This window comes from Lentzea aerocolonigenes (genome assembly GCF_000955955.1).
GTDB lineage: Bacteria > Actinomycetota > Actinomycetes > Mycobacteriales > Pseudonocardiaceae > Lentzea > Lentzea aerocolonigenes_A.
Genome location: NZ_JYJG01000537.1, coordinates 1 through 11,457 on the forward strand (window position 1 = coordinate 1; position 11,457 = coordinate 11,457).

12 protein-coding genes and 1 pseudogene are annotated in these 11,457 nt (G+C 68.5%); 5 read left to right on the forward strand and 8 right to left on the reverse strand.

Annotation, left to right across the window (positions count from 1 at the left end):
- Window positions 1–17: 17 nt before the first annotated feature.
- Complete coding sequence (locus UK23_RS45985; RefSeq protein WP_045318170.1) at window positions 18–1,025, reverse strand: stage II sporulation protein M; 1,008 nt, start codon at window positions 1,023–1,025, stop codon at window positions 18–20.
- A 19-nt stretch (window positions 1,026–1,044) separates the two neighbouring features.
- Here UK23_RS45985 and UK23_RS45990 point away from each other — a divergent pair, with 19 nt between their 5' ends.
- Window positions 1,045–1,776: an RDD family protein gene (locus UK23_RS45990; RefSeq protein ID WP_052685643.1), complete on the forward strand. Its 732-nt coding sequence runs from the start codon at window positions 1,045–1,047 to the stop codon at window positions 1,774–1,776.
- Here the strand turns inward: UK23_RS45990 and UK23_RS45995 are convergent.
- The 3 genes from UK23_RS45995 to UK23_RS46005 all read right to left on the reverse strand — a co-directional run bounded on the left by UK23_RS45995 (window position 1,773) and on the right by UK23_RS46005 (window position 3,857).
- The gene (locus UK23_RS45995; protein WP_045318171.1) at window positions 1,773–2,372 is read right to left on the reverse strand and encodes a GNAT family N-acetyltransferase; all 600 of its coding nucleotides are present in this window, start codon (window positions 2,370–2,372) and stop codon (window positions 1,773–1,775) included. The two genes, UK23_RS45990 and UK23_RS45995, sit on opposite strands and share 4 nt — an antisense overlap.
- Entirely contained in the window at window positions 2,369–3,274 is a 906-nt protein-coding gene (locus UK23_RS46000) for a phosphotransferase (RefSeq protein WP_045318172.1), read from the reverse strand. Before UK23_RS46000 ends, UK23_RS45995 begins: the two co-directional genes overlap by 4 nt.
- A 136-nt stretch (window positions 3,275–3,410) precedes the next feature.
- Window positions 3,411–3,857: a nuclear transport factor 2 family protein gene (locus UK23_RS46005; RefSeq protein WP_045318173.1), complete on the reverse strand. Its 447-nt coding sequence runs from the start codon at window positions 3,855–3,857 to the stop codon at window positions 3,411–3,413.
- Window positions 3,858–3,935: 78 nt separating this feature from the next.
- On the opposite strand from UK23_RS46005, the gene UK23_RS46010 reads away from it, so the two are divergent.
- The gene (locus tag UK23_RS46010) at window positions 3,936–4,451 is read left to right on the forward strand and encodes a TetR/AcrR family transcriptional regulator (protein ID WP_045318174.1); all 516 of its coding nucleotides are present in this window, start codon (window positions 3,936–3,938) and stop codon (window positions 4,449–4,451) included.
- Here the strand turns inward: UK23_RS46010 and UK23_RS53435 are convergent.
- The 4 genes and pseudogenes from UK23_RS53435 to UK23_RS46025 form a co-directional block, all read right to left on the reverse strand.
- Window positions 4,430–5,176 (reverse strand): energy-coupling factor ABC transporter ATP-binding protein, encoded by a 747-nt coding sequence (locus UK23_RS53435; RefSeq protein WP_045318180.1) that lies wholly within the window; start codon window positions 5,174–5,176, stop codon window positions 4,430–4,432. The two genes, UK23_RS46010 and UK23_RS53435, sit on opposite strands and share 22 nt — an antisense overlap.
- Window positions 5,177–5,206: 30 nt before the next feature.
- Window positions 5,207–5,845: pseudogene (gene cbiQ, locus UK23_RS53440) on the reverse strand (cobalt ECF transporter T component CbiQ); the annotation flags it as partial.
- Window positions 5,842–6,141, reverse strand: coding sequence for a PDGLE domain-containing protein (locus UK23_RS46020; RefSeq protein ID WP_045318175.1), 300 nt, complete (start codon window positions 6,139–6,141; stop codon window positions 5,842–5,844). The pseudogene cbiQ and the gene UK23_RS46020, both read right to left, overlap by 4 nt.
- Window positions 6,138–6,824 carry an energy-coupling factor ABC transporter permease gene (locus UK23_RS46025; protein ID WP_045318176.1) on the reverse strand — a complete coding sequence of 229 codons (687 nt, stop codon included), beginning with the start codon at window positions 6,822–6,824 and terminating at the stop codon, window positions 6,138–6,140. The genes UK23_RS46020 and UK23_RS46025 overlap by 4 nt, the downstream gene beginning before the upstream one ends.
- Window positions 6,825–6,977: 153 nt before the next feature.
- Here UK23_RS46025 and modA point away from each other — a divergent pair, with 153 nt between their 5' ends.
- The 3 genes from modA (at window position 6,978) to UK23_RS46040 (ending at window position 11,395) form a co-directional block, all read left to right on the forward strand.
- Window positions 6,978–7,685: a molybdate ABC transporter substrate-binding protein gene (modA, locus tag UK23_RS46030; protein WP_045318177.1), complete on the forward strand. Its 708-nt coding sequence runs from the start codon at window positions 6,978–6,980 to the stop codon at window positions 7,683–7,685.
- A 61-nt stretch (window positions 7,686–7,746) separates the two neighbouring features.
- Window positions 7,747–9,996, forward strand: coding sequence for a glycosyl hydrolase family 95 catalytic domain-containing protein (locus UK23_RS46035; protein WP_045318178.1), 2,250 nt, complete (start codon window positions 7,747–7,749; stop codon window positions 9,994–9,996).
- Window positions 9,997–10,045: 49 nt separating this feature from the next.
- Window positions 10,046–11,395: a pyridoxal phosphate-dependent decarboxylase family protein gene (locus tag UK23_RS46040; protein WP_045318181.1), complete on the forward strand. Its 1,350-nt coding sequence runs from the start codon at window positions 10,046–10,048 to the stop codon at window positions 11,393–11,395.
- Window positions 11,396–11,457 lie beyond the last annotated feature (62 nt).

Below are 11,457 nucleotides of genomic sequence, written 5' to 3' on the forward strand. Positions count from 1 at the left end.
CCCTTGGAATCAACCGTCTAGACCGACGTGGGCGCGACGTCCTCGCGTTCGCTCGCGTCCACGTCTCCGGTCTCGCCCTGCCGCGCCGCCCGTCGCCCGATGACGAACACGTAGAGCAGGAACAGGATTTCGGCAACGGCGCCGATGCCGACCCGTGCCCACGTCGGCAGCCCAGACGGCGTCACGAACCCTTCCAGGACACCGGAGACGAGCAGCACCACGACGAGCCCGAGCGCCACGGCCACCACCGAACGGCCCTCGGCGGCCAGCGCGGCGGTACGGGTGCGTTTGCCGGGGTCGATGACCTGCCAGCCCAGGCGCATGCCGATGCCCGCCGCGACGAACACGGCCGTCAGCTCCAGGAGTCCGTGCGGGGCCAGGAGTCCCAGGAACTCAGGGCCGCGGCCCGCGCCGAACATCAGGCCGAGGCCGACCGCGAGGCTCACGGCGTTGGTGAAGAGCAGGTAGATCGGCGGGATGGCGAACAGGACGCCCAGCAGCAGGCAGGTGGCGGAGACCCAGGCGTTGTTCGTCCACACCTTCGCCGCGAACGACCCGGCCGGATCGCTCGAGTAGTAGCTCTCGTAGCCGCCGCCGACCTTGGTCATCTCGCGCAGCTCGTCCGGCGCGGCGATGGTCGCCTGCACGTCCGGGTTCGACGCGATCCAGGCCGCCATGATGCCGCTGAGCAGGTAGAACGCGATGCCCGCCGGCACCCACCAGCGCCAGCCGAGGTAGATCGCGGCGGGCAGGCGGTGGGTGAAGAACTTCGTGAAGATCTGCCACGCGGGCGTGTGCGTGCCGGTGAGCTTGGAGCGCGCCTGTGCGACCAGCGACGACAGCCGTTCAACCGTGGCCGGGTCCGGCGTCTGGCTGCGCACCACCGACAGGTGCGTCGTCACCCGCTGGTACAGCTCGATCAGCTCGTCGGCCTCGGCCCCGCTGAGCCTGCCCGACCTCTTGACCAGCTGCTCGAGCCGCTGCCACGACGCGCGGTGGCGATCGATGAAGACGTCCAGATCCACGATGAGTCACACTATCCGCGTGGGGGACCTCGTTACCGGTGAAGCCGTAGTTCTGGACCTGCGCGTCGCTCAGCTCGCGAGCAGGGCGGTGGCGTTCGCGTTCGACGTCGCGGCGCAGCTCCTGCTGTTCATTCTCGTCTTCCTGATCGCACCGATCGGGTTCGACGACGCGCTGCAGTCCGCGATCGTGCTGTCGTTGATGGTCCTCGTGCTCATCGGCTATCCGACCGCGGTCGAGTCGCTGTCGCGCGGCCGCTCGCTCGGCAAGCTGGTGATGGGCCTGCGGGTCGTGCGCGACGACGGCGGCTCGATCCGCTTCCGGCACGCCCTGGTGCGCGCTCTGGGCGGCTTCTTCGTGGACTTCTGGGGTCTGGGCCTCCTCGGCACGGTGGCGCTGTTCGTGTCGCTGTTCTCGTCGAAGGGCAAGCGCGTCGGCGACTACCTGGCGGGCACCGTCGTCATCCACACCCGCGTGCCGCGGCAGGAGATCGAGCTGATCGACATGCCGCCGCAGCTGGCCGAGTGGGCGCGCGGGCTGGACCTGTCGCAGCTGTCGGACGAGCTGGTGCTGGCGGCTCGGCAGTACCTGTCCCGGTATCACGAGCTGGGTGAGCAGGCGCGCTGGGAGCTGGGGACGCGGCTGTCCGACGACGTGGGTGCGGCCATCCGGTCGCCGCGCGTCGAGTACACGCATCCGCACCCGTACCTGGCCGCGGTGCTGGCTGAGCGTCGTCGCCGGGCGGCTGCTTAGGCCTTCAGATGTGCGGAGGTGATCGGTGACTCGACCGTCCACCCGAGCTTCTCGTACAGCGCTCGCCCTGATTCGGTCGCGACCAGCACGGCTCTCGCCGCGCCGTGGTTTGACGCGACGTTGGACAGCTCGGCCATGACCACACTGCCGAGGCCGCGCCGTTGGTGCGCGGGATCGGTTTCCACCATGTCCATGACGGCGGCGTTGTGGTGCACCGCGACCCGGCCCTTTGCCGCGTGCTCACCGTTCCTGGTGCGGACGACGACGTCGTGCACCTTGCCGGCGCTGTGCAGTTCCACGACGTAGGGATCCGGCGGGGTGACGGGCTGCGCCGGCTTCACCGGGGTGCTCATCAGGTACTCCGGGGCGGCGACGGTCCACCTGGAGTCCAACTCGGCCGTGCCGCAGATCTTCAGCCACGTGCCGGGTTCGGTGAGGCCGGCGGCGCGTGGGCCGGCGTCGCGCGGATCCGGCAGGACGTAGCGCACGCGGTGGTGGGGCAGGCCGACGTCGATGCGGTAGCCGTCGTGCTCCGTCACGGGATCCGGGGTGCCGCGGGACAACGCCCAGCCCCACACCCAGTCGGCGATGATCATGCGCCGATCCTCGCACGGCGCAGTCGTTCAGCCGCTTGTTCCCGCACTGCTGTGAGCGAGATCGGCGCGTCTCCGTGCAGGGCCTCCCAGCGGGCGTTGTGCGCGGCGGTCCAGAGACTGGCGGCCCAGGCGATCTCCAGCTCCTCCTGCGTGAACTCTCGTCGGCGAACTTCCTGGTAGGTCTCCAGGAACGCTTGCGAGCTCTCCACCGGTACCAGGGACGGCGGCGGGTCGTTCGCGAACGCCCCCGCGGCCGCGCCTGCCAGTGCCGCTTCCGGTTGCCACGCCAGGCTGTCCCAGTCGTGCACGGCGTGGATGACACCGTTGCGCCAGCGGAGGTTCTGGGCCTCGAAGTCGGCGTGGCCCAGGACGCACGGCAGGTCGGTGGCGAGCAGTCGTTTGCGGACCCGTTCGGCCGTGTCGACGACGTGTGCGGGGACGACGCTCTGGTCGCGTGCGTCGAGGAAGTCGATCGCGGGCCACAGGCCTTCGCCGTCGTGGTCCCACCTGGCCCATCTCGGGTTCGGCAGCGGCGGCTCGACGTGGATGTCCTCCAGCTCGGCCATCAGGCGGGCGAACACCTCGGCGTAGCGGCGGGCGATGTCCGGGGTGTCGCCGCGCAGGATCTCGCCGCCGGGCAGGGATTCCTCGGCGTGCACCGCCACACCGTCGACGAAGGTCACCGGCGTGAGCGGGCGGGGGCACGGCAGCCCCCGCCCCGCCAGGACGGCCTGGACCGTGAGGCACGACTCGGCGCGGCCGTCGTCCTCGCGGGCTTTCACGTAGACCTCGCGGCCGTCGGCGAGCCGGAGCCCGAAGACGCTGGAGATCGACACCCGCTCGTACGGCACTTCGGCCGGAACGCTACCCAGGTGCTCCGCGCACCAGGCCCACAGGTCCATCACGCCAAAAGCGTGCCACCACACACAACGCGCGGCACTCTCGCAAGGCCGCAGGCGAGCGGCGATGACCGCCGCCCGACCGCCCACGTACGACTGCGATCGGCCCGTATGCGACCTGCGCGCCCACCCTCGACAACTACGCAGACGCTGCCACGTGCGGTTGGTAGGGCATGCCGAACAGCTCCGCCATCAGCAGCGGGTTCATGTAGTCGTCGTACCGCGTGATCTCGCCGTCGCGCAGGTGGATGATCGCGACGGCCGTGAACGTGTAGTAGTCCTGCTTCACCTTCGACCACCCGCGGTGCGTGATCTCGGCGACGGCGACCTCGGGATCGTCGGTGCGCCAGCAGTTCGCCTGGACCTCCTGGATCTCGATCTTCTCCCGCGCGTTGGAGCCGCGGACCTTGCTGAAGTAGCCGCGGATCTCCTCGCGTCCCTTGATCTCCTCGGGCTGCCAGTGCGTCGCGAACCGGTAGGCCATGACGCCGTCCGGAGCGAAGAGGTCGGCGAAGTCGCTGTGCGTGGCCTCCCCCGCGACCATCTGGCGGACGTGCTCGACGATCTGTTCGGGCGTGCGTGTCATCTGTCGTGCCCCCATCTCTAGAATCGGAACGGTGACCCCGGTTATGACGATACGGAACGCACGCCCCGGTTGGCAACGATGAGGGCTGATGCGGCGCGGAATCGCGAGAAGGTGCTGGAAGCGGCACGGGAGTTGTTCGCCTCGAAGGGCTTCGAGGTGCCGTTGGACGAGATCGCGACGCAGGCCGGCGTAGGGCCCGGCACGGTCTACCGCCACTTCCCGACGAAGCAGGCGTTGTTCCAGGCCGTCACGGAGGCACGGGTGACGGCCATGATCGAATCGGCCTCGGCACCCGCGGACGACGCTCGTGCGGCGCTGTTCGCGTTCCTGAGCAGGATGGCGGAGGAGGCGGCGGCGAAGCGGGACATGTCCGACGCGATCACCGTCACGCCTGAGCTGCGCAAGAGCTTGCACGCCGCGCTGGGCGCACTGCTCGAGAAAGCCCAGCGGGCAGGTCAGGTCCGCGCCGACGTCACCGCCACGGATCTGGTGATCCTGATGAAGGGGATGCTGCAGAGCCTGCACGAGGGCGGGAACCCGCAGGTGCTGCTGCAGATCGTGCTGACCGGGCTTCAGTCGAGCCGGAAGCCGTAGGGCAGCTCCAGGCGGTGCCGCGCCAGCAGGTCGGCGTCGGCGAGGATCTCGCGGGTCGGACCGTCCGCGACGACCACGCCGTCGTCGATCAGCACGCTGCGGGGGCAGATCTGCAACGCGAACGGCAGGTCGTGCGTGACCATGAGCATCGTGCGGCCCAAACCGGGCAACAGTTCGGCCAGCTCCCTGCGCGCCACCGGTTCGAGGTTCGCGGACGGCTCGTCCAGCACCAGGATCTCCGGATCGCACGCGAGAACCGAGGCCAGCGCGACACGCCGGCGCTGGCCGCCGGAGAGGTGCAGCGGGGAGCGGTCCGCGACGGATTCCATGCCCACCGCGGACAACGCCCGGAGAACACGACCGTCCACATCGGACATGCCGAAGTTCTGCGGGCCGAACGCGACGTCCTCGCGCACGGTCGGGCAGAACAGCTGGTCGTCCGGATCCTGGAAGACGAGCCCGACCCTGCGGCGGATCTCGCGCAGGTTCCGCTTCGAGACCTCCAGTCCCGCAACGGAAACCGTGCCGGAACCACCCGAGAGAACTCCGTTGAGGTGCAACGCGAACGTCGTCTTGCCGGCGCCGTTCGGGCCGAGCACCGCGACCCGTTCACCGCGCGAGACCCGAAGATCGACGCCGAACAGCGCCTGGTGACCGTCGGGATAGGCGAAGGCGAGCTTCGAGACCTCCAGCGCGGGTGCGGCCGGAGTCTCCGGAATGACCATCGCCGAGCCTCCCAGCCCGCCCGTCCAGCCGCGCGACACCATCGCCAGGTGCACCCTCTCTCCGCGTTCGTAGGACCGGATGAACAGTGTGCCGACCGCCCGCGCGGTCGCTCCCGCCTGCCACAGGAACCGCGGGTCGTCGCCACGGGAGATGCGCGCGACACGCATGCGTTTCGCTTCTCCCACAACGACTTCGCCGTAGCGGAGCATCAGGGTCGCGATCATGATCAGTGGCGCGGGCACCCGCAGCGTCCGCAGACCGCGCAACAACTCCCCCGGCGCCGTCGTGGCGGCCAGGGTCAGGCTGATCATGATGCCCAGCGTGCCCTTGGCGAGGATGTTCCACCCGGCCAAAGAGCCTTCGACCGAGACCGAGAACCCCAGGAACGAGGTGCGCGGGTCGGTGCCGAAGATCGGCAGCAGGAACGCGAGCACCACGAACGGCGCCTCGATCACCGCGCGCTTCACGAACCACAGCACGGGAACCCGCGCCACGGACCACACCGCGACGATCAGCAGCAGGTACAGGCCGAACAGCGGGAACGACGTGCGCGGGGTCGCCACGACGCCCAGCACCGCCGCGAACGCCACGAGGATCTTCACGTGGGGCGCGAGGCGGTGCACCGGCGAGTCGCCGGCGTGGTGCAGGACGTCGTGGCCACCGCTCATCGATCGGCCAAGTCGTTCTGCGGAGTCTTCTTGCGCAGCACCCAGAACAGGCCGAACGAGAGCGCCAGCACCACGACCACGCCGAGCACGCCCGCGAGGCCGGTGAACTTGTCGTCGCCGCCGAGCGCGTAGTCGGCGAAAGCGCTGCCCGCCAACGGGTGCTCCTGCGCGTGCGCGGCGATTCCGGTGTCCTCGACGGTCTTGTCCAGGCCGTCCGGGTCACCGGAAGCGAAGTAGGACAGCACGCCCGCGATCAGCAGCGACACGAACGCGAACCCGATGAAGAACTTCTTCACGACCGGACCTCCAACGGCTTCTGGCTGCCGCGCAGCAGGTAGACGAGGTCGGGCCGGATCTTGGCGACCGACGTGACGGTGATGGCGGTGATCAGGCCCTCACCGATGCCGATCAACGCGTGCAGGCCCCACATCAGCAGCGCGACCTTGCCGATCCCGACGCCACCGGCACCGCCGATCGCGTACTCGACGACGAAGCCGGTCGAGGCGACCACCGTGTTGACGAACGCGGAGACGAACGCGACGGCGGCCAGGCCACCCGTGCCCTGTCCGGCGAGCTTGCGGAGCGCGACCGCGACGAGGAACCCGGTCGCGGTGCCGATCAGCGCCATGTTCGTGACGTTGGCGCCGAGTGCGGTGAGCCCGCCGTCCGCGAACAGCAGACACTGCACCACCAGCACGATCGTCACGCACAGCGCGCCGACGTACGGGCCGACCAGGATCGCCGCCAGCGCACCACCGAGCAGGTGCCCGGAGGCGCCGGGCAGGATCGGGAAGTTGATCATCTGGACGGCGAAGATGAAGGTCGCCACCAGACCGGCCATCGGCGCGGTGCGGTCGTCGAGGTCAGTGCGCGCCCTGACGAGCGCGAACCCGACGCCGAGCGCCGCGATGACCAGGAACGCGACCGAGGTGGGGGCGTTCAGCAGACCGTCGCTCATGTGCATGGCAACAGGTGACATGGGCGGTCACGCTAATTGCCGGACAGCGGCTATGGCCAGACGTGTGCAACAACAATTTGGAGGTAACTGCGCGTCGATGGTCACACCGAGCATTTCGCGCCGCACACCCGCCTCGGTTCGCTAGGGTCTCGCGAGAACTGGGGGTTCCATCCGATGAAGCGACTCGCGCTCCTGCTCGTGGCTGTACTGGCGGCCTGTTCACCTGCTGCTGAGCCGGAGAAACCGACGATCACCGTGTACGCGGACTCGGCGCTGACCGAGGCGTTCACGAAGATCGGCAGCGACTTCGAGGCCTCGCAGGGCATGCGGGTGAAGTTCCTCTTCGGCGCGAGCCAGGCACTGGAGAAGCAGCTCGGCGCCCATGTCGACGTCTTCGCGTCCGCGAGCCAGGACACCATGAAGTACACCGCGAAGGTGTTCGCGGGGAACCGGCTGGTGCTCGCGCTGCCGCAGGGCAACCCGAAGAACGTCAAGGTCTTCGAGAGCTTCCGTCCAGGAGCCGGGCAGAGGTCGTATGCGATGTGCGTCGAGGAAGCGCCTTGCGGTGCGGCGGCCAGGTCCGCGTTGAAGCGCGCGCCCGGCGGCGGCATGCCTGGCCCGAAAGCGGTCGGGCAGGACGTCAAGGAGACGCTCGCCAAGCTGACGTCGGGCGAGGTCGATTCCGCGTTCGTCTACGCCTCGGACGTCAAAGCGAGCCCTGGACTGATCGCGGTGCCGATGCGCGACGAACCCGACAAGGCCGCCCAGCGCTTCCCGATCGCGGTGGTGTCCGGTTCGCCCGAAGCCACGAAGTTCTACGACTACGTTTTCACCGAGCGAGCCCAGGCCGCGCTGACCGACGCCGGGTTCGACCTCCCCTAGTCATCGGATGAATTCTGCGTAAGATCCCTTCCGCCGCCGCCACGGCCTGGAGGGACGAACAGTGACAGAGCTGTCGCGCAGAACCTTTCTGTACGGGACAGGCGCGGCCGTAGGTGCTTCCGCGCTCGGCGGAGGGGTCGCGGCCGCTGCTCCCGATCAAGTTCAGACATCGGGTCACCGAAACGTCCACAAGGACGTCGTGAGCGATGCGCGCATGGAGTGGAAGCAGCTGCCCAAGAACTGGGGCGACAGCCCGTTCCTGGCGAACGGCTTCCTGGGCGTGCAGGTCTACGCGGGCCGCACGCCGAACGAGCTGAAGCTCATGCTCAGCCACTCCGAGGTGCAGGACCAGCGCGAGCACTGGGAGGCCGCGATCGGCCTCTCGCGACTGCCGATCGGGTACCTGACCTTGGCTTTCGCCGGCGCGATCACCGCGGTCGACTGGACGCTCGACCTGTGGAACGCCGAGCTCACGGGCACGGTCACCACCACCCAGGGCAGCGCCTCCTTCACGATGCTGGTGCACAACACCCGCAGCACGTTCCTCGCGAAGGTGAAGGGTGACGTGACCTGGGGTTTCCAGCCCCTGCAGTCGGCGACGACCCGCCAGGTCCGCAGGCCCGCGGACTACACGGCCAACCCGGACGCGACCCTGGGCACGGGCAACGGCGTCTCGTACGCCGCACAGCCTCTCCTCGCGGGCGGTGGCTACACAACGGCCTGGCAGGCCCGTGACGGCCGGTTCGCCGCCCACGTGGCGTACACACACCCCGCGGACACGCACACGTCCGACGCGATCCGCGAGGTGCGTCAGGCGTTGTCGATCCCGTTCGAGGTGCTGACGTCGCAGCATCGTCGCTGGTGGAACGCCTACTTCGCGAAGTCGCTGGTCTCGGTGCCGGACAAGCTCGTGCAGCGCTTCTACTGGGCGCAGCTCTACAAGATGGCCGCCGCCACGCGCGCCGACGCGCCGGTCATCTCCGAGTGGGGCCCGTGGTTCCCCGAGCAGGGCAACAGCTGGACGGCCGTGTGGTGGAACCTCAACGTCCAGATCTCGTATCCGCTGATCAACGGCTCGAACCACCACGAGCTCGACGCCGTCACCACGACGTTGAAGCGCTTCGAGCACCACCTCGAACTGAACGTGAACCCGGCCTACCGCGACGGCAACTCGTACGCGATCTGCCACCCCGGCGACCGCACGCTGCGCTCCGGCCCGCGCTACTGCGGCGTCCCCGGCGTGGCGCCGAATGACCACACGGGCAATCTTCTGTGGGCCTGCCACAACGTCTGGCTGGGCTACCGCCACACGATGGACAAGCGAATCCTGTCCGACGTCCTGGTCCCGATCCTGACCAAGGCGGTCAACTACTACGCGCGGTTCCTCGTCGAGGGCGCCGACGGCAAGCTGCACCTGCCGGAGACCCGTTCGCCGGAGTACGCCAACGCAACGGACACGACCTACGACCTGTCGCTGATCCGCTGGGGCGTGCGCACGTTGCTGTCCATCGAGGAGAACGCCCGCTGGCGCGACATCCTCAACCGCCTGGTCCCCTACGCCCAGGGCCCGAACGGCGTGCTGATCGGCAAGGACGTGTCGCTCAACGACTCGCACCGCCACTTCTCGCACATGCTGTGGTTCTACCCGTTGCGCGAGCTGACCTACGACATGCCCGAGCACCGGGACCTGATCAACCGCACGTTCGACCACTGGACCTCACGGCAGAACCTGTGGGCCGGCTACAGCTACGGCGCCGCGTCCTCGATGGCGTCGGCGATGGGCCGTCCAGAGGAGGCCCTCTCGTTCCTGCGCTACTTCCTGGACCGCAAGCAGGTCGGCACGAACGCCGTCCTCACCGAGAACACCTTCTACCGCGAGGGCGGCAACCTCGCGATCGAGTCGCCGCTGATGTCCGGCCAGGCCGTCCTCGAGATGATGGTCCAGTCGCACAACAACGTCGTGCGCGTCTTCCCGTCCATCTCCTCCACCTGGGCTGACGCGTCGATCTCCTCGCTGCGAACCCAAGGCGCCTTCCTGGTCGACGCCTCCCGCTCGGCCGGCCGCACCGACTGGGTCCAGGTCCACTCGGAGGCCGGCTCTCCCCTGGTCCTGGAACACGGCATCACCGGCGACATCGACGTGCGCGACAACCGGGGCCGCCGTCTCAATTACAAGCAACGCGGTTCGGCCATCGAAATCCCGCTTCGCCGAGGTCAGACGGCCGTGGTCTCCCGTCGCGGCACACGCCCCGACGTCTCACCACGCGATGTGGCCGCCAACGGCTCGTCGTCGCGCTGGGGTCTGCCGTAACGTACAAATTCGAACATTCGGGTTTGCACGGACGAGTGGGGTGTACACAGTGGATCTTCAGCACTGGCTCAACGAAGCGCTGGCCAACCACGAGAAGTGGACCGCCGAGTACGGCTCCTTCTCCCCCCACTCGTCCCTGCAGGTCGATCCCGCGCTCTTCGGCTCCGCCCTGGCAGAACTCCAGGACCGCCTGCGTGACAACTACCCGTTCTTCCACCCGCGCTACGCGGGCCAGATGCTCAAGCCCCCGCACCCGGCAGCCGTGGTCGGCTACCTCAGCGCCATGCTGATCAACCCGAACAACCACGCCCTGGACGGCGGCCCGGCCACCGCCGCCATGGAACGCGAGGTCGTCTCGTCCCTGGCCTCGATGTTCGGCTACGGCCCCGAACACCTGGGCCACCTGACCTCCAGCGGCACGATCGCCAACCTGGAAGCGTTGTTCGTGGCCCGTTCGCTGCATCCGGGTCGTGGCATCGCCTACTCCTCCGAGGCCCACTACACCCACTCACGCATGTGCGGCGTCCTCAACATCGAGGGCCACCCAGTCACCGTGGACAGTCGCGGCCGCATGGACCTGGACGCCCTCGAAGCGCTCCTGAAGACCGGCAAGGTCGGCACCGTCGTAGTCACCCCGGGAACCACCGCGTTGGGCGCCATCGAACCGGTGCACCTCGTGCTGGACCTCGCACGCCGCTACGACGCACGGGTGCACGTAGACGCCGCCTACGGAGGCTTCTTCACCTTGCTGGCGGGCACAGACCTAGCCCCCGAACCGTGGGAAGCCATCGGCTCGTGCGACTCCGTGGTCGTCGACCCGCACAAGCACGGCCTACAGCCCTACGGCTGCGGCGCAGTCCTGTTCCGCGACCCGTCCGTGGGCCGCTTCTACCTCCACGACTCCCCCTACACCTACTTCACCTCAGACGAACTGCACCTGGGCGAAATCAGCCTGGAATGCTCCCGAGCCGGAGCAGCAGCGGCCGGCCTCTGGCTGACGCTCCGCCTGCTCCCTCTGACCCGCGCCGGTCTGGGCGAAGTCCTGGCGGCCGGACGGCGGGCAGCCGTCCGATGGGCGTCGATCATCCAGCAATCCGACGCCCTGGAGCTCTACCAGGAGCCCGAACTGGACATCGTCACGTACTTCCCCCGGACGACCCCGTTGACTCTGTCCGCAGTGGACGCAGCCTCACACCGAGTCATGGAAACCGGCATGAACGCCGCAGTGGACCCGATCTTCCTGAGCGTGGCACGGGCTTCGAAGGAGGCGTTCGCTGCCAGGCACCCCGAGGTGACGGCCGATGTGGACGGTGCACGGGTGCTCCGCAGCGTCCTGATGAAGCCGGAGTCCGAGGACTACCTGGACAAGCTCCACGCACGGGTACTCAGCCTGCTCTGACACCTGATAACGCCGATGCCGCAGGCGAGCCGACCCGACGGCGCAGCCGAGGCGTCTTGGCT